Source organism: Nostoc sp. C110 (assembly GCF_043099725.1).
Lineage (GTDB): Bacteria > Cyanobacteriota > Cyanobacteriia > Cyanobacteriales > Nostocaceae > Nostoc > Nostoc muscorum_A.
The window spans coordinates 2,407,560-2,424,617 of the sequence record NZ_CP171148.1 but is presented as its reverse complement, the minus strand read 5'-3'; the positions used below and the strand labels follow the sequence as shown (position 1 = coordinate 2,424,617).

At 40.8% G+C, this 17,058-nt stretch carries 17 protein-coding genes; 15 read left to right on the top strand and 2 right to left on the bottom strand.

Translation table 11 applies throughout. From position 1 onward, the window contains the following. The first annotated feature begins 79 nt into the window (after positions 1 to 79). From ACFFRD_RS15975 to ACFFRD_RS15965, 3 genes are all read left to right on the top strand, one after another. Positions 80 to 2,818 carry a toll/interleukin-1 receptor domain-containing protein gene (locus ACFFRD_RS15975; RefSeq protein ID WP_392482303.1) on the top strand — a complete coding sequence of 913 codons (2,739 nt, stop codon included), beginning with the start codon at positions 80 to 82 and terminating at the stop codon, positions 2,816 to 2,818. A gap of 135 nt (positions 2,819 to 2,953) precedes the next feature. Further along, the gene (locus tag ACFFRD_RS15970) at positions 2,954 to 5,548 is read left to right on the top strand and encodes a C1 family peptidase (RefSeq protein WP_392482302.1); all 2,595 of its coding nucleotides are present in this window, start codon (positions 2,954 to 2,956) and stop codon (positions 5,546 to 5,548) included. 348 nt (positions 5,549 to 5,896) lie between these two features. Then, on the top strand, positions 5,897 to 8,488 hold the full coding sequence (locus ACFFRD_RS15965; protein ID WP_392483082.1) for a chloride channel protein: 2,592 nt from the start codon (positions 5,897 to 5,899) through the stop codon (positions 8,486 to 8,488). Positions 8,489 to 8,619: 131 nt separating this feature from the next. Here ACFFRD_RS15965 and ACFFRD_RS15960 read toward each other — a convergent pair whose 3' ends face one another. Together ACFFRD_RS15960 and ACFFRD_RS15955 are read right to left on the bottom strand one after the other, a co-directional pair. After that, positions 8,620 to 9,414 (bottom strand): MinD/ParA family protein, encoded by a 795-nt coding sequence (locus tag ACFFRD_RS15960; RefSeq protein ID WP_114085753.1) that lies wholly within the window; start codon positions 9,412 to 9,414, stop codon positions 8,620 to 8,622. Positions 9,415 to 9,457: 43 nt separating this feature from the next. Next, on the bottom strand, positions 9,458 to 10,519 hold the full coding sequence (locus ACFFRD_RS15955) for a DUF3365 domain-containing protein (RefSeq protein ID WP_392482301.1): 1,062 nt from the start codon (positions 10,517 to 10,519) through the stop codon (positions 9,458 to 9,460). Between the two features lie 435 nt (positions 10,520 to 10,954). Between ACFFRD_RS15955 and ACFFRD_RS15950 the strand changes: the two genes are divergently transcribed. From ACFFRD_RS15950 to ACFFRD_RS15895, 12 genes are all read left to right on the top strand, one after another. Continuing rightward, positions 10,955 to 11,194, top strand: coding sequence for a CTB family bacteriocin (locus ACFFRD_RS15950; RefSeq protein ID WP_179072227.1), 240 nt, complete (start codon positions 10,955 to 10,957; stop codon positions 11,192 to 11,194). An 85-nt stretch (positions 11,195 to 11,279) separates the two neighbouring features. Then, entirely contained in the window at positions 11,280 to 11,519 is a 240-nt protein-coding gene (locus ACFFRD_RS15945) for a CTB family bacteriocin (RefSeq protein ID WP_392482300.1), read from the top strand. 87 nt (positions 11,520 to 11,606) lie between these two features. Then, complete coding sequence (locus ACFFRD_RS15940) at positions 11,607 to 11,846, top strand: CTB family bacteriocin (RefSeq protein WP_179072229.1); 240 nt, start codon at positions 11,607 to 11,609, stop codon at positions 11,844 to 11,846. Between the two features lie 88 nt (positions 11,847 to 11,934). After that, the gene (locus ACFFRD_RS15935; RefSeq protein ID WP_114085750.1) at positions 11,935 to 12,174 is read left to right on the top strand and encodes a CTB family bacteriocin; all 240 of its coding nucleotides are present in this window, start codon (positions 11,935 to 11,937) and stop codon (positions 12,172 to 12,174) included. Positions 12,175 to 12,268: 94 nt separating this feature from the next. Next, positions 12,269 to 12,508 carry a CTB family bacteriocin gene (locus ACFFRD_RS15930; RefSeq protein ID WP_392482299.1) on the top strand — a complete coding sequence of 80 codons (240 nt, stop codon included), beginning with the start codon at positions 12,269 to 12,271 and terminating at the stop codon, positions 12,506 to 12,508. Between the two features lie 52 nt (positions 12,509 to 12,560). Then, positions 12,561 to 12,803, top strand: a complete 243-nt coding sequence (locus ACFFRD_RS15925) for a CTB family bacteriocin (protein ID WP_114085748.1) — start codon at positions 12,561 to 12,563, stop codon at positions 12,801 to 12,803. 64 nt (positions 12,804 to 12,867) lie between these two features. After that, positions 12,868 to 13,128: a CTB family bacteriocin gene (locus tag ACFFRD_RS15920; RefSeq protein ID WP_392482298.1), complete on the top strand. Its 261-nt coding sequence runs from the start codon at positions 12,868 to 12,870 to the stop codon at positions 13,126 to 13,128. A gap of 17 nt (positions 13,129 to 13,145) precedes the next feature. Then, entirely contained in the window at positions 13,146 to 13,397 is a 252-nt protein-coding gene (locus tag ACFFRD_RS15915) for a hypothetical protein (protein WP_392482297.1), read from the top strand. Positions 13,398 to 13,447: 50 nt separating this feature from the next. After that, entirely contained in the window at positions 13,448 to 13,819 is a 372-nt protein-coding gene (locus ACFFRD_RS15910; RefSeq protein WP_179072232.1) for a hypothetical protein, read from the top strand. Positions 13,820 to 13,949: 130 nt separating this feature from the next. Then, entirely contained in the window at positions 13,950 to 14,183 is a 234-nt protein-coding gene (locus tag ACFFRD_RS15905; RefSeq protein WP_392482296.1) for a bacteriocin, read from the top strand. 187 nt (positions 14,184 to 14,370) lie between these two features. Further along, complete coding sequence (locus tag ACFFRD_RS15900) at positions 14,371 to 15,468, top strand: cyclic nucleotide-binding domain-containing protein (RefSeq protein ID WP_392482295.1); 1,098 nt, start codon at positions 14,371 to 14,373, stop codon at positions 15,466 to 15,468. Positions 15,469 to 15,613: 145 nt separating this feature from the next. After that, positions 15,614 to 17,056, top strand: coding sequence for an NHLP bacteriocin system secretion protein (locus ACFFRD_RS15895; RefSeq protein ID WP_392482293.1), 1,443 nt, complete (start codon positions 15,614 to 15,616; stop codon positions 17,054 to 17,056). The last annotated feature ends 2 nt before the right edge of the window (positions 17,057 to 17,058 follow it).

Sequence of the window (17,058 nt, the reverse complement as noted above, 5' to 3'; positions counted from 1 at the left end):
ATTTTCTTAAAGAAGACAGTAACATATTCGTCAAGTTACCACCTAAACTAAATTTTATTAAGTATTTATAGAAATTTATATGGCTGAGGCTTTTATTTCCTACTCGCGCAAAGATAAAGAGTTTGTCAAGAAGCTTTATGAAGCACTCAAGCAACAAAAGCGCGATATCTGGGTGGACTGGGAGGGAATTCCGTCCACGGCAGATTGGCGGAAAGAAATTTATGAAGGAATTGAAGGCGCTGATAATTTTATCTTTATTATTAGTCCGAATTCAGTGGTTTCTGAAGTCTGCGGTGAAGAGATTGCACACGCCCGCAAACACAATAAACGTTTAGTGCCAATTGTATGGCAGTATGTTAAGGATGTTGATCCCGAATTAGCCAAAATTAACTATATTTTCTTTGAAGAAAGTAATGATTTTGAGGAAGCCTTGCAATCATTACTCAAAGCCCTGGATACTGACCTAGCTCATGTTAAACAGCATACTCGCTTAATCGTGCGAGCCTTGGAGTGGGATCAGAAAAAACGCAACAATAGTTACTTGCTAGAAGGTAGTGAATTAGAAGAAGCGGAGCAATGGTTCACCCAAGGGGCAGGTAAAAAACCCTTGATCGCGCCACTCCAACAAGAATACATCGGCGAAAGTCGCAAAGCTCAGAAGGTGCGTCACAGAACAAGATTTATTGCTTTGACTTCAGGGTTGGTAATTTCAATAGGATTGGCTATTGTTGCACTAATTAAGTGGAAGCAGGCTGACGACCTGCGCGTAAAAGCACAAAAATCGGAACTCCAAGCTCTAATTTCTGCGTCAGATGCACGTTTTACCTCGAATAGAAATACGATTGATGCCCTGATAGAAGGTTTAAAAGCCGGCAAGCAACTTAAAGAACTAATTCAAGCCAAAGCCGACATTCCAATTCAGCAACAGCAAAAGGCGATCGAGGTACTGGGACAGGCGGTTTACTGGGTAAGAGAACGCGATCGCCTCCAGGGACACAGCGATTATATCCAAAGCGTTAGTTTCAGTCCCGATGGGGAAGCGATCGCTACCGCTAGTGGAGACAACACCGTAAAACTTTGGAACAAACAGGGTCGTTTGCTGAATACTTTAAAAGGACATCTAGATCAAGTCCTCAACGTGAGTTTCAGCCCCAATAGTCAAATTCTTGCTTCTGCCAGTTTAGACGGAACGGTGAAACTCTGGAAACAAGATGGCAAGGAACCTAAAACCTTTAAAAAGCTGAATACTGGAATTCGGGCTGTGAGTTTTAGTCATGATGGCAAGACCCTTGCCTCTGGTGGTGACGACGGCATAGTGAGACTTTGGAACATACAGGGTCAAGAACTAAAAATACTCAAGGGACATACAGGCCCAATCTATAGTTTGAGTTTCAGCCAAGACGATCAAATCCTTGCCTCTGCGAGTTATGACCGCACTGTAAAACTGTGGAACAAAGACGGTAAAGAATTAAATACTCTAGACAAACATGATAATACAGTCACTAGCGTAAGTTTCAGTTCTGACGACACCCTTGCCTCTGCCAGTTTAGATAGAACAGTGAAACTTTGGAATCCCGATGGCAAATTTCTTTCAACTCTTAAGAGATCAGAACCACAAACTAGTCCCATTTACAGCGTCAGTTTCAGTCCTGATGGTCAGATATTAGCCACTGGTAATAATGATAACAGCGTGACACTCTGGCAGAAAAATGGACTGGAATTCACTACCTTTACAGGACATAGTAGTAGAGTCAATCAAGTTACTTTCAGCCCTGATGGTCGTACCCTTGCATCTGCAAGTCAAGATAAGACAGTAAAACTGTGGCAAATTGACCACCCTTGGCAGACCATTCTCTCTGGACATCAGGCTGGGGTCAATCATGTGAACTTCTCAGCCGATGGAAAAGCGCTCGCTACCGCCAGTGATGATGGAACGGTGAAACTCTGGAATCAGCAGGGTAAGCAGATTAAATTGCTAAAGATAAATGACTACAAAATCTGGGATGCGAATTTTAGCCCAGATGGTCAAATAATTGCTGCTGTCAGTTCTGATGAAGGGGTAGTGAGATTGTGGAATCGGCAAGGTAAGCTACTGAATATTTTATTAAAGCATAGCGATCGCATTCATAGCGTAAGTTTCAGCCCAGACAGCAATACGATTGCTACCGCTAGTCAAGATAAAACAGTCAAACTCTGGAATCGCCAGGGTCAGTTGCTCAACACCCTAAACCATAGCGCTACTGTCTATAGCGTCACTTTCAGTCGAGATGGCAAGATGATTGCCACTGGTAGTAATGACGGGATAGTGAAACTCTGGAATCGACAAGGTAAGTTGCTTAACACCATAAACCATAACGCTTCTGTCTACAGCGTCAGTTTTAGCCCTGATAGTCAAACCCTTGCTAGTGCTGGTGGAGATGATAGAGTAAAACTTTGGCAGCTTGACGGTCGTGCGATCAGTAGTCTTGATGGGCATCTTGCTGGAATCGGGCAAGTAACTTTCAGTCCTGATGGTCAAATGATTGCCACAGCTAGTGATGATAAAACAGTGAAACTTTGGCACAAAGACGGAACTTTGATTATTACTCTGACTGGCCATACTGGTGAGGTCAATGGGATCAGTTTCAGCCCTGACGGTAAGACTCTCGTTTCTGGCAGTAAAGATGGTACAGCAATTTTGTGGAATGTAGAAAATCTCACCCTAGATAATTTGATGGGGCGTGGGTGCTATTGGCTACATGATTATCTAGCTAATAATTCTCAGGGGCAAAGCGATCGCGAGCTTTGTGATGGAGTTAAAACCCAGGCTAAATATTGATTTAGCCTGGGTTTTAACTCTAATTTCAGGTGGTCAGATGCTTCAAGAAAAGTAATAAACCCTAAATACTTTTTTGCATAAAAAGAATCATAACGATAGATAACAATAACAGCATCAATCTGAGAGGAAATCACCGTGGCTAAAAAATCAACAGGCTGGGTACCAGACTACCCCGATTTTCGAGACTACCGCATGGACGAAATCAATCAGAAGTTAACGATCGCAGTCCAAGATATACAGATAAATAATGATAACGATAATGATTTACAAAGTAGTATAGAAGAATTGTTTGAGTTATTAAAATTAATCAAAAAAAATGAACCTGCCTCTACCTCTGAGTTTGACAAAACACTTACCTTAAAGTTTGATAAGTTTGAGAAAAAGATAAATAAAGGTTTCAAATTAGTCAATGCTAAAGCTTTTAAAGAAGAAGTATTTTTAGCTTATGGTTGTGTAGGCAAAGAAGTCTATAGTCTTCAGCAGAAATTACTGAAGTTTACCAAATATAGCAAATATACCAAACATATTGAAGATACCGACTACAAGAAGCAGCTTAAAAAATGGATAAAAGAAATTACTGTTTTTATAGAAAGTTTTGAAAATTCAGATTTTCTTGAATATGGTTATTTTGGTAAAAATACAGAGAATGGAGTACAAATTTTCAAGAATATTTTTGGACTCTCAATTGTCTCAGATGAAACTGTTGACACAGCTGATAGTGTTGTTGATCAAATGACACTTTATACTTTAAACAAAGTTTTAAAAATAATAGAAAGAGAACCAAATTCTGATTCTGAAGATGAAGACGCAGAAACAAAGATAAAAGAAGTTGAAAGATTTTATCAAGAAAATCAAACACTCCAAAAGGGCTTGAATAAAATAGTTTGTCTAAAAAGTTTAGGAGAAAATAATCAAAAAATAAATAAACTATGTGACGATCTAATACAGTATACAATTCAAGATTTTCAGGGTTCAAATGTTGATGAATATACAAGGACAAAATTAAATAATATAGTTGACAGCGATACTCCAAGAGTTGCGCTCAAAAAACAACATAGGTGGTTAGTTTTACCTGCATCTTCAGCAATACCCGTAAATCTTTATGAAATCATTTTAAGAATTTTCGAAATTTCGGATGTGCCTGCTGAATATTGGGTTAGTGAAAAAGCGTTTCCAGGAGATAGAGAGAAGAATACATCTTGTATCGATAAAGACCAGAGTGAATTGAAACGGGCAATTGATATGATAGTTGAATTGGTTGCTCAACAAATTTCTCCTTTAGCTCAACATGGAAATCTTGAAAAAGCTGTAAGAGTCCTATTAGAAAAGCTAGATCAATGGTTCGATAAATCTGAATGTGTTAACAGTATCCGCATAGCTTTAGGAAATAATCAACTCAATAAATCTGCAAAAAATAAGTATTCTCAGCCAGATTTATTAGGAAAAATTACGATTTTTACCCAAAAAGAAGAGGAGAATAACTTATTTCAGAATGTGGATTTAAATCCAGTTTCTTTATATATATATCTTGCAACAATCTCAAATTTTAAACTATCCCTGAATAAAATTAAAGGAACAATCAATAATAATGACAGGAAAAATAGAATAGATAAATCTTTAAAAAAGATAGATAACATTTTTAAATCTCTCAAAGATTTAGGAAATTTAGAAATTATCCTAAAAAAATATAATCCTCCAATTCAGGAAGAAAACAATTTCAAAAATCAACCTAAGAATCTGAGAACAGTTATCCAAATACTACCAGAAGTTGATGAATCAAATGAGGTGAAGAAAAACCCGGAGTTTCAAAGTAATCTACAACTTCCAGTAGAAGGTAATTTACAGAAACATCTCATACCAAAAGAAGATGGTAAGACGGAAAATGTATATTTATTAATGCCAGAATTTGTAGATTTAACCTTCTGGTGTTCCCCAATTGAAGACCAAGGCTCATTGGATTCATGTACAGCACATGCCGGGGTTGCTTTAATGGAATACTTTGAGAAAAGAAGTTTTGATAGATATGTTGATGCTTCTCGACTCTTTCTTTACAAAGCAACACGCAATCTTATGCATCGTCAAGGTGATGCAGGAGCATCTCTTCGGGAAACCATAAAGGCAATGGCATTATTTGGCGTGCCTCCAGAAGAGTACTGGCCTTATATAGAAGACAAGTTTGATGAAGAACCAACCCCATTTTGCTACTCTTTTGGTCAAAGTTATCAAGCCCTGAAATACTTCCGTCTAAATCCTTTAGGCACTACAGAAGATATACTGTTGTTCCGAATTAAAGCAGCTTTAGCTGCTGGTTTTCCGTGCGCTTTTGGGTTTACTATGTATTATTCCATTGAGGATTTAAACCCAAGTGGTTATATTCCATACCCAGTTAAAAACGATAAGGTAAAAGGAGGTCACGCTGTTGTTGCAGTTGGCTACGACGACCATAAAGTAATAGAAAACCCTGATGGTAGTAGACGATCGCAAGGAGCATTGCTAATCAGAAACTCTTGGGGAACAGATTGGGGTGAAGGGGGCTATGGTTGGCTTCCCTATGACTACGTATTAGAAGGGTTGACAAATGATTGGTGGTCGCTGCTCAAGTCTAAGTGGTTTGAGACAGGACACTTCGGTTTAGGAGCAAACGATTGGGTGTCTAATTTGGGCACACCACCTCCAGATGGTACACCGAGAGATAACCCTAGAGGAAGAACGCCCAAACCCATTAAGTGAACGTGAATTTAATAGGGTTAATTGAGTGTAGTATCAGCTTAAAGGTTAACTTTTAGAAGCAGGCAATTTTAATTTTTAGAGATATCAAATTAATATTTGCAGTCTGAGTTCTTACAAAGTCAACATCCTATTATTTCACTGTTTATTCATCTGTGGCTTCGTACAAAATTTATGCGCTCATTCTGAGAAGGTCGCGCATGAATTCTGTTTTGATAGTTTTGAACCCATATATCTCTATCATTTTACAGAGAAAAATTTCCTTTTTTAATGAAATACTATAAACAAGTATGTAAAAAATATTTTTGAGATTTTTGCAGTTGTAACAGATGAGAAGTGATTACTAAAAATATGTTAGCCGGGGGAAAAATTTTGTGGTTGAGGCTTTCCCGTCAGCTGCTTCGACCAAGGCGCTTGGCTTTCGTTGAAGCTTGCATAATTGGTTTAGTTTCTGGGCTAGCAGCAGTTCTGCTAGGACAGGCGGTAGACTGGGCGGGAGCATGGCGAGTACATCTTTCTTACATCTGGCCCGCCTACTTGGTACTACCAGGTATTGGACTTGTAGGGGGAATCTTAGCTGGTTGGCTAGTAGAGCGCTTCGCACCTGAAGCATCAGGTAGTGGGATGTCTGAAGTGAAAGCGGTATTGGCTCGTGTGCCGATGCCATTAAATCTGCGAATCGCTTTGGTCAAGCTGGTCAGCGCTACACTAGTTCTGGGTTCTGGAATGCCTTTAGGACGGGAAGGGCCAACTGTCCAAATTGGGGCAGCTTTGGCAAACCAACTTAGTAACTGGGTACCGACTTCACCAGAGCATCGCCGCCAACTGATCGCCGCCGGAGCCGGGGCTGGATTAGCTGCGGCTTTTAATGCACCGATCGCAGGTGTGCTGTTTGTAGTGGAAGAATTACTCCAAGATGTGTCAGGTATCACTCTTGGCACTGCGATTTTGGCTTCTTTCATCGCTTCAGTCATTTCCCGGCTATATGGTAGTCACAGCTTGGATCTGAATCATCTGGATTTAGGCTTTTCACATACCACTTTCTTCGCTCAGGAAATCCCTTTCTACTTGATTTTAGGGGTGTTGGCTGGGCTAATAGGCATTCTGTTTAATAAAAGTATTCTTGCAAGTCTGGCAATTAATCGGCGTTTACTAAATCTGAGTTTACCCTGGCGAATTGGAATTGTGGGGTTAGTGACTGGTGTTGCGATCGCTCTGTTACCTGTCACCTTTCGCAATAATGCTGGACTGAGAGAAATTTTGCTTGTAGGTAGTGGGAATTGGCTATTTGCAGCGATCGCTCTTTTAGTCCAATTTACCCTAATTATTTTAACCTACGGCTCAGGAGCGCCAGGGGGTTTGCTGGTTCCTACATTGGTCTTGGGTGCTGCCCTTGGCTATTTGGTTGGTGCTGTCGAACAGAGTTTGCTGGGAATGAGTGCTGCAACAACCTACGCTCATGTGGGGATGGCTGCACTTTTTAGCGCCGTCTCTAAAGTGCCGATTACAGCAGTCGTCATTGTGTTTGAGATGACGACAGATTTCAATCTGGTGCTACCGTTAATGATTGTATCTGTGATTGCTTATTTAGTAGCAGAAAAAATTGACCCGCGATCGCTCTATGACCTTTTACTAGAGTGGAAAGGGATTCACATTACAAAAGAGCCAGGTACAGAGGGGATTTTAGCACAAATAACTGCCGCAGATGTGATGCAGCGACGTGTCGAAACCCTATCTAGCCAGATGAGTATTGATGAGGCAGTGCAGGCATTTTCCGACTCTCACCATCGCAACTTCCCAATTTTAGAAAAAGGTAAAGTTGTTGGTATTGTCACTCAGAAAGATTTAGTTAATCTTGCCTCGCAACAGTTAAGTGGAAATACAACTATTAGCGAGATTATGACACCAGAGCCAGTAACAACCAGTCCCACAGCGACGCTGGCTTATGTGCTGCATATACTCAATCGTTATCACCTAAGTTGCTTGCCTGTTACAGAAGGTCGGAAGCTAGTAGGAATTATTACTCGTAGTGATATTATCCGTGTAGAAGCAGAGAGGTTGAATGGTAATACCCAACAGATAGAATCAAAATCAGCAACTTCTTATGTGATTTACCAAACTCGCGCTCCGGCTACAGGCAAAGGAAGGTTACTAGTACCACTTTCGCATCCACAGACAGCCGAGACTTTATTGGAAATGGCAGGGGCGATCGCTAGAGCTAACAATTACGAAATAGAATGCCTACAAGTAATTATTGTTCCATCTAACCGTATCCCATCTGAAACACCAGTACAAATTACCAAAAGCCTTGAGCTTTTACAGAAAGCAATACTGTTAGGAGAGAAGTGGCGGATTCCCGTTCACACCCAGATTCGAGTTACCCATAATGTCGCTGGAGCAATTTTGGAGACTGTCAAAGATCGACACATTGATTTGGTATTAATGGGATGGAAAGGCACTACATCAACTCCTGGTAGAGTTTTCAGCCGAGTGGTAGATACCATAATTCGACAGGCAGGTTGTGATGTTGTCTTGGCTAAATTGGATGATAAAAGAGCTTTTGACCGTTGGTTGCTGCCAATGGCAGGTGGCCCTAACTCTAGCCAAGCAATTCGGTTATTACCTGCTCTTGCTTCCTTAAGTAAATCCCCCCAAATCAATCTATGTCAAATATTCCAGCCTACTAAGTCTCTACCTGACACAACATTACTAGATAAATCTGTTCACTTTCTCCAACGCCGAGTTAAAGGTAAAGTGGTGGCGACTCCAGTCCAAGCCAATTCTGTTTCTGAGGCTGTACTTGAATGCGCCCAGCAAGACAACAGTGATGTTATTGTTTTGGGAGCTAGCCGTGAAAGTCTACTACAACAGGTAATTCAAGGAAATATTGCAGAAAATATTTCTCGCAAAAGTAATTGCACAGTTATTATGGTCAAAACTTAATTACGTAGGCGCAAGCTTACACGTAGGGAATTACGAATTAGGGTAGCTCTGAGCAATAATACTGCTCCAGTTAATGCACTCGTCTAGTTTCCAAATCTGTCACCCTAGTACCCACCCTTGATAACTAACGCTTATTTGGCAAACAATCTGACTCCAGAACCAGTGATTTGTTTGGCGATCGCACTAATTTTTTGAGTCCATGAATGATCTGGATACCGCAAACAGAAGATTCCACCACTCCCTAATTCAAACATCTCTTCACAAACAGGGAGTATTCCAGCCACAGGGGTTTTGTAGGTATTCTCCACTCGTTTCCCTAACTCTTTGAAATCTAAAGATGGCAGAGCTTTGTTGATCACTATTAGCATTTTAGGTACTTCTAGCTTACGAGCAACATCTATCGCTACTGCTGTACCTTGATAATCCTGTTTATCTGGACGGAGAATCAGCACCAAGACATCAGAAAGAATAATAGATAGCAATGTTTCTTCGTTAATGCCGGGATGAGTATCGATCAATAGATAGTCAAGTTTTAAACGACGAACTAGATTATGTAAACCATCATTCAGCCGACGTGCGTCATAGCCCTCGCGCAAGATTCGAGAAATGTCACCCATCTTAATGCTGGAAGGAATTAGATGAACACTTCCCTGGCGACCAAAAAATGTTTGTTTTTGTTTGAGAATGGCGCTAACGTCATAAACGGCTTCTTCAATTTGACAACGACCCCAAAGATAATCGTTCAAGGTGTAGCGAATTCGCTCTTGTTCAAGACCAAATAGAACGTGGATTCCTGGGGATTGGATATCTGTATCAACTATCCCAACTCGCTTTCCAGAACGAGCGATTAGGGCAGCAAGATTACTCGTAACATTTGACTTACCAGTTCCGCCTCGGAATGAGTGAATAGAAATAATTTCAGACATAATAAATCCTCGATACTAATTTTTAATTCGTAATTCTTAATTATTAATTTGGAGTATTCCGTTTATTTCTGATTTCTTTTGCCTCCTCCTGCAATTTTTGGAATGTTTTTGATTCAGCAATTTCTGCAACTTCACGCGCACGTTTAGCTTCATCAACTTCTATACGCAGTGTATGCAACTGTTGTCTGAAATGTTGTTCACGGGCAGAAATTTCATGCACCATGCGTTGAAAAACTCGTCCTAATTGTCCTAACTCATCATGACGTTGCACAATCGATGTTAGCTTTTCACGATCGTACTCTTGTGCTTCTTCGACACTAATTTCATTCATACTAATTTTCTGAGCAAGTTGAGCCATTGGTTTAAGCGGTTGTAGTACATTTCGCTTTAACAAATAATTAATGAGCAAAATCATGATGCCGAAGATCGTAATAAATAAGCTAATGAATAGAACAAAAGCACGATGAGCATCCTCAAAGACTTGCTTGGCAGGAATATAAATAATTTGTGTGCCTAAAATTTCATTGAGTTTCCACCCAAAGCCATTTTCTGAACCATAACTAGCAATCTGACTTTTTGGAGCAACTTCAGGAGTGCTATGACAGCGTAGACATGTTGGATTATTAATGGAAAATGGACGAGCGTTATAAAACATTTTCTCGTCATAAGAGTCATGAAAACCAGATATGTTTTTCAACCCTGGTTCCTTGCGAAACCGTTCGATAAGTTCCGTTTCAAATGCATCTGCTTTATCTCGTAAGTTAGTTGGGTTTAGGTTGGCATCTTTGTATAAAAAATCTTTAAAATCTTCGTTTTTCCGAAGATTGTCAAACACTTCTCTTACTGCAAAGCTGGGAACAACTTCAGGGATAAATGTGGCTTGAGTGTCCAGCATTGGTGTCAAAATAGGATTGATACGCGTGTGAGTATAGTTCCTCACTGAGTTCATAGTTTCTGCAATAACTTGGCTACGATAAGCGATTTCGGCTTCTGCTTTTTGCTCAAGTGCATGAGATAAAGCAAAACCACTAACTGCGATCGCGCCGATGAACACCAGCAATAAAAGTAAAGTAAATTTAGTTGCTAATTTGAATCTATTAAACATTGTTGTTTGAGTTTTTATTTACAACATTGCTAGAGACTGATAACTATAATTTCTTAATTTAGTTGAGTTAGTGATGGATGTAGAATACTCTCATTTATTAGGATCAATCCTAGTTTTGCATTCATGCTTCTACGTTTAGTCATACTACGATATTGCAGTGAAATGCCACATCTGCAAGCAAATCCATGACTTTTGTAGTAACTAGCTTGGTTAGCCTATGACGAAAGTCTTACCTATTGCCCAATACCATATAGCGAAAGTTAGACCACATCTACTTACTTCGCTTAGGTAAAATACTAGACGTTTTTCAGATGTACATAACTAAGTTGATTTCGTATTCTAGAGACATCAAGCGAGGGAAGCGGTAAGCGACTAACCAGCAAATCACTCTTTCTGCTTGATACAACACACATTACACATTAAGGAAAAAACATCATGTCTGACAACATTCAACCCATAGAATTATCTTCTGAAGAATTGGACAACGTAGCTGGTGGTGCTTTTAGCTTTGTCGATGCTGACAACTACAACGCAATTGATCAGCAAGCGGGTGCAACTGTTATCGGTGCTAATGGCGGTATTAGTTCTTTGAACACTCAGCAAACTGCTGTATCTCATCAAAGTTTGCACGAAATCAAAGCAACTGGTTTCTTTCCTTCCACTCTTGAGAGTTAGTAACAGAGCAGTAATTACACAGAGCAGAACTCAATAAAGCGTTCTGCTTGATACAACACACATTACACATTAAGGAGAAAACATCATGTCTGACAACATTCAACCCGTAGAATTATCTGCTGAAGAATTGGACAACGTTGCTGGTGGTGCTTTTAGCTTCGTCGATGCTGACAACTACAACGCAATTGATCAGCAAGCTGGTGCAACTGTTATCGGCGCTAATGGCGGTATTAGTTCTTTGAACACTCAGCAAACTGCTGTATCTCATCAAAGTTTGCATGAAGTTAAAGCAACTGGCTTGTTTCCTTACACTCTTGAGAACTAGTAACAGAACACTAATTACACAGAGCAGAACTCAATAAAGCGTTCTGCTTGATAAACCATACACATTACACATTAAGGAGAAAAGATCATGTCTGACAACATTAAGCCCGTAGAATTATCTGCTGAAGAATTGGACAACGTTGCTGGTGGTGCTTTTAGCTTTGTCGATGCTCACAACTTCAATGCATTGGATCAGCAAACTGGTGGAACCGTTCTTGGTGCGAATGGCGGTATTGGATCTTTCACTGCTCAACAAACTGCTGTATCTCAACAAGATTTGCACGAAATCAAAGCAACTGGCTTGTTTCCTTCCACTCTTGAAAAGTAGTAACTAATTGCACAGGGCAGAACTCAGTAAAGCAGCTTGCTTGATAGAACACACATTAAACACATTACACATTTAAGGAGAAAACATCATGTCTGACAACATTAAACCCGTGGAATTATCTGCTGAAGAATTGGACAACGTTGCTGGTGGTGCTTTTAGCTTCGTCGATGCTCACAACTTCAATGCATTGGATCAGCAAACTGGTGGAACCGTTCTTGGTGCGAATGGCGGTATTGGATCTTTCACGGCTCAACAAACTGCTGTATCTCAACAAGATTTGCACGAAATCAAAGCAACTGGCTTCTTTCCTCCCACTCTTGCTAGTTAGTAAGAGACTACTAAGTACACAAACTAGAACTCTATAAAGCGTTCTGCTTGATAGAACACACATTAAACACATTACACATTAAGGAGAAAACATCATGTCTGACAACATTCAACCCGTAGAATTATCTGCTGAAGAATTGGACAACGTTGCTGGTGGTGCTTTTAGCTTTGTCGATGCTGACAACTACAACGCAATTGATCAGCAAGCTGGTGCAACTGTTCTCGGCGCTAATGGCGGTATTAGTTCTTTGAACACTCAGCAAACTGCTGTATCTCATCAAAGTTTGCACGAAATCAAAGCAACTGGCTTGTTTCCTTCCACTCTTGAGAGTTAGTCACAGTTTTATTTGAGATAACACACACATTACACATTAAGGAGAAAACATCATGTCTGACAATATTAAACCCGTAGAATTATCTTCTGAAGAATTGGACAACGTTGCTGGTGGTGCTTTTAGCTATGTCGATGCTGACAACTACAACGCGTTGGATCAGCAAGCTGGTGCAACTGTTATCGGTGCTAATGGCGGTATTAGTTCTTTGAACACTCAGCAAACTGCTATATCTCATCAAAGTTTGCACGAAATCAAAGCAACTGGTGTCATTCCTCCCACTCTTGAAAGTTACTAACCAGAACTTAATAAAGCGTTCTGCTTGATAAATCATACACATCATAAATTAAGGAAAAAACATCATGCCTGACGACATTAAACCTGTAGAATTATCTGCTGAAGAATTGGACAACGTTGCTGGTGGTGCTTTTAGCTTTGTTGATGCTCACAACTTCAACTTTTCGGATAAGCAAAGTAGTGCAGTGATTATCGGTGCTGATGGTGGCATTGCATCCTTCAACAGTCAGGAAACTACTATATCTAAACAAGATTTGCACGAAATCAAATTCACTGGAGAAGAATTTCCTAGCGGAATTCCTAGTAATTTATTTCTAGGCTCATAATCAACACCATAAGGAGAATGACAACGATCATGGAAAATGTGCAGCCTAATGAAATGCTGGAACTATCCAATCAAGAACTTGATTATATTGCCGGTGGCGCAACTAGCGATGTCTTTGGAACAAACGCAAATGCCATAGATGCTCAGTTTGGGTTTGTGGAAATTCCTAAAGAAGGCGGCATTAAGAGCGTTACCTTTCAAGTAAGTGTTTTCTCTGAGCAAGACCTTAGAGAGTTTAAGGAAGCTGGTATTTCTAGCCCTGAAGCTTGATCTGGATTTCTCGGTTTGACGAATTTCGGGAGCAGGAGGGGTTGTTAACCATGAGCCTAGCAGCCAATCAGTTAACTCCCTCCGCCTTATTTAACTTTAACACGTGGGGTCAAGGAGCTTCTATGTCAGGTGACGAAATTACTCCGAATGATGAAGCGATCGAACTATCAGATGAAGAGTTAGACGATGTAGCTGGTGGTTTCAATTTGCAGTTTACATCTATACGATCTCATAGATCGACAAGGGGATTTAGCCAACAATCATCACGAAGAGGAGGGTTTCACTCAAAACGGTCGGCTTTTCATGCAGAGACAACAGACTCTTCTGTGTTCCACCTCTCCATCACCGACGCGACAACAGAGGATCTAAAGGTTCTTGGTGAGTTGTTTGGAGATATATCTGCGATCGAAGGTTCTACATAAACGGAGTTTCTCAAATCAATTGCAGTTGAGCAAAAGTCCAACTGCTTTCTGAAATTATTCTTGTGTGATTAATAATTTCACTTTCATAAAATTAGGTCCATTTAGCAATAAATGAAATGACAAGGAAAAAATGGCAATGGAAAACAAAAAGCAAAATGAATCACAAGAGCTATCGGCTCAAGAACTCGCAAATATTTCGGGTGGTATTGCCGTAGGCGAGCATTATCCAGGTGAGTATCCTACGGACGAGAAATATAACAATCTGTCTGAAGCGATCGCAAACAAGCTTGAGAATATAAAGCTTCTTTATTGGAATGGCAATAAACCAATAAGCGTTGAGCCGAATGAAGGTCGCGGTGATTGATGCTAAAAACCTGTAGCAACTCATCAACCTAGTTAATCGCGCAATGGGGAGTTGAACAATTCAAAATTCAAAATTGCGGAAAGTCTAAGTTAAGGCTTCTCTATATCTGAACCATAAATTAAATTACGAATTACGAATTACCCCTCTCCATTTCTCTCCCGTTAGCAGAACACAAGGAAGTTAAATTATGACAGAAGTTCTACTTAAGGAACTGACAAATAGCGATATTGACTGGATCTTGGCAACGGGTCAAAGAGAAGAAATTACTGCTGGTACGACCCTCATCCGCCAAGGAACACCTGTTGATGCTCTCTACATTCTGCTTGATGGTGCATTAAGCGTTTCTGTCGCTCAGGCTGACGATAACCCCATTGGTAGGGCATTTGCCGCCCTTGAAGGTGGCGAACTATCTGGACGAGAGGTTGCATTGCTGGCAAATGGTGAAGTTGTAGGAGAAATGCCCTTTTTAGCCTCCTACCAGTCTTCTACTACAGTCAAAGCTGCTAGAAAGTCCCTGGTGTTGATGATTCCTCAGCAGCAGTTGATTCAAAAATTGCAAGAAGATGTTACATTTGCAGCCCATTTTTATCGAGCGATCGCAGTTCTACTTTCTCACCGATTAGAGCAGATGATGGGCCAAATTGGCCAAAGCACAGTCGTGCTTTTTCAGCCCCAAATTCGAGAAATATTATTTACATTTGCAGAATTAAATGATAGCGATATTGGTTGGATGATTGTTGCAGGCAATGCCATGAGACTTCCTGCAGGAACGGTGTTGTTTCAAGCCGGAAGGCCCGTTGACGCTCTCTATATTTTATTAGATGGCAAGATGGTGGCTTCGATTGCTGAAGATACAAGCAATCCTCTCACCCGCGCCTTTTCAACTTTAGAACAGACAGATCATATTGAACGGGAGTTTGCGAGATTATCGCGGGGTGACATAGTTGGCGAAACGCCCTTTGTCGAAGCCAGTCCACCTGCGATGACAATTCGGGCGGTTGAGGATGCGACTGTGTTATCGATTCCCAGATGGCGACTTTCTGCCAAATTGTTACACGATGTGGGTTTTGCTGCCCGATTTTATCGAGTCTTAGCGATTTTGTTAGCAGATAAACAGCAAGGAATTATCAATAGTCTGGGTTACGGCAGGATTAACTATAGCTCAGGTAAATCTTTAGATGAACGCTTGACTTATGAAGATGAACTGAGTTCTAGCTTTTTGGCTCAAGTGACACTGGCGGGGACTCGATTTGATTGGATGCTGAAGCAGATTCGTGGGAATTAGGGCATTTGTCATTTGTCATTTGTCATTGGGCATAGGTTATTAATTCTTCTCTCTGATTTTCTCCAGCTTCCTTTGCTCCCCCAATCCCCCATTCCCCATTCCCAATTCCTAATATACAAATTTCTACAACTTGAATGGAGTCAGTATGGTAACGACCAACAAAAGCAATCTATTCCGCAAAGAAGCGCTCGATCGTTTATCCTCCCCGGAGCGGCTCGATCAACTCATGCAGGTGGTTCAACCAAAGAAGTGGATTCCGTTAACTGCGATGGGATCTCTAATTGCCGTTGGACTTGTTTGGAGTGTTTTTGGTCGCATTCCCATTACTGTAGCTGGACAAGGCGTAGTGGTTTTTCCTAGCAAAGTCGTTGGGTTCCAGTCTCCTAGTTCCGGGCAGATTCTCATGCTTTTTGTTCGTACAGGCGATGAGGTGAAGAAAGGACAGGTACTAGCGACAATCGACCAAACTGAACTTCAAGATAAGTTGAAACTTGCACGAGTCAAGCTTGCTCAACTTCAGGAACAAGACCAAAATGCCAATTCTCTGCAACTTCAGCGAACGGTTTTAGATAAGGGTGCAATTGGGCAACAACGTCAAGCACTTTTGCAAACTCTCAAAACAACCCAATCACTAACGCCAATTCTCAGAAGTAAAGGTCTGGAGTCGATTCGGCAAGAGCGTCAGAACTTACAGGAACAGTTGCAGACAACGCGAGATTTGATGCCCACGTTCAAGGAACGATTTGACATTCGCCAAAAGTTACGTGAAGAAGGAGCAGTTTCGAGTGATACCGTTCTTCAAGCGCAACAGGAATTTCTCAATAGTAAAACTAGAATCAATGAAATCGAATCGCAACTGAAACAACTCAATGTTAAAGAAGCAGATGCAGAACGAGAATTTTTAGCAAATATCAATTCAACTAAAGAACTGCAAGCACAGTTAGCAGTATTAGATAGTAAGTTTGCTGGGCAAGCAGAACAAGATTTAGCTATTTCTACTAATCGCAGAAAAGAAATTCAAGATACCCAGCGAGCGATCGCAGAATTAAAATTAGAAATCAAAGCAAACAGCCAGGTAACTAGCAATTTCAATGGACGAATTCTCGAACTTTCTGCTGTTCCTGGACAAACCCTGGAAAAGGGCGCTCGCATTGGCACAATCGAAGCTAGAGACTCCGGGAATAAGTTAGTTGGGGTGGCATTCTTCCCAGTTAGCGAAGGTAAAAAGATTCAAAAGGGGATGGAGTTGCAAGTCACTCCTTCGACCGTTAAACGAGAACGCTTTGGTGGTATTATCGGGAAAGTCACAAGTATTTCTGCATTTCCGGTTAGTAAGGAAAGCGCATCAAGTGTTGTCGGTGGTTTAGAAGTTTTACAAGGGTTAACCACAGAAGGCGCACAAATTCAAGTTTTTGCAGAACTTGAGCCAGATCCTTCGACTAAAAGCCGTTTTCGGTGGTCATCCTCTAAAGGGCCAAATAGCCAAATTACACCGGGAACCACGACCTCAGTGCGTGTGAAAGTGGATGAACAATCCCCAATTTCCTTTGTGTTTCCGATTCTGCGATCGTGGAGTGGAATGTATTGATT

Excerpts from the sequence above, each read along its gene's own strand:
- ACFFRD_RS15975 (WP_392482303.1), top strand. The coding sequence starts at position 80 with ATGGCTGAGGCTTTTATTTCCTACTCGCGCAAAGATAAAGAGTTTGTC.
- ACFFRD_RS15930 (WP_392482299.1), top strand. The coding sequence starts at position 12,269 with ATGTCTGACAACATTCAACCCGTAGAATTATCTGCTGAAGAATTGGAC.
- ACFFRD_RS15895 (WP_392482293.1), top strand. The coding sequence starts at position 15,614 with ATGGTAACGACCAACAAAAGCAATCTATTCCGCAAAGAAGCGCTCGAT.
- ACFFRD_RS15905 (WP_392482296.1), top strand. The coding sequence starts at position 13,950 with ATGGCAATGGAAAACAAAAAGCAAAATGAATCACAAGAGCTATCGGCT.
- ACFFRD_RS15955 (WP_392482301.1), bottom strand. The coding sequence starts at position 10,519 with ATGTTTAATAGATTCAAATTAGCAACTAAATTTACTTTACTTTTATTG.
- ACFFRD_RS15950 (WP_179072227.1), top strand. The coding sequence starts at position 10,955 with ATGTCTGACAACATTCAACCCATAGAATTATCTTCTGAAGAATTGGAC.
- ACFFRD_RS15940 (WP_179072229.1), top strand. The coding sequence starts at position 11,607 with ATGTCTGACAACATTAAGCCCGTAGAATTATCTGCTGAAGAATTGGAC.
- ACFFRD_RS15960 (WP_114085753.1), bottom strand. The coding sequence starts at position 9,414 with ATGTCTGAAATTATTTCTATTCACTCATTCCGAGGCGGAACTGGTAAG.
- ACFFRD_RS15920 (WP_392482298.1), top strand. The coding sequence starts at position 12,868 with ATGCCTGACGACATTAAACCTGTAGAATTATCTGCTGAAGAATTGGAC.
- ACFFRD_RS15915 (WP_392482297.1), top strand. The coding sequence starts at position 13,146 with ATGACAACGATCATGGAAAATGTGCAGCCTAATGAAATGCTGGAACTA.
- ACFFRD_RS15925 (WP_114085748.1), top strand. The coding sequence starts at position 12,561 with ATGTCTGACAATATTAAACCCGTAGAATTATCTTCTGAAGAATTGGAC.
- ACFFRD_RS15965 (WP_392483082.1), top strand. The coding sequence starts at position 5,897 with ATGTTAGCCGGGGGAAAAATTTTGTGGTTGAGGCTTTCCCGTCAGCTG.
- ACFFRD_RS15945 (WP_392482300.1), top strand. The coding sequence starts at position 11,280 with ATGTCTGACAACATTCAACCCGTAGAATTATCTGCTGAAGAATTGGAC.
- ACFFRD_RS15900 (WP_392482295.1), top strand. The coding sequence starts at position 14,371 with ATGACAGAAGTTCTACTTAAGGAACTGACAAATAGCGATATTGACTGG.
- ACFFRD_RS15910 (WP_179072232.1), top strand. The coding sequence starts at position 13,448 with ATGAGCCTAGCAGCCAATCAGTTAACTCCCTCCGCCTTATTTAACTTT.
- ACFFRD_RS15935 (WP_114085750.1), top strand. The coding sequence starts at position 11,935 with ATGTCTGACAACATTAAACCCGTGGAATTATCTGCTGAAGAATTGGAC.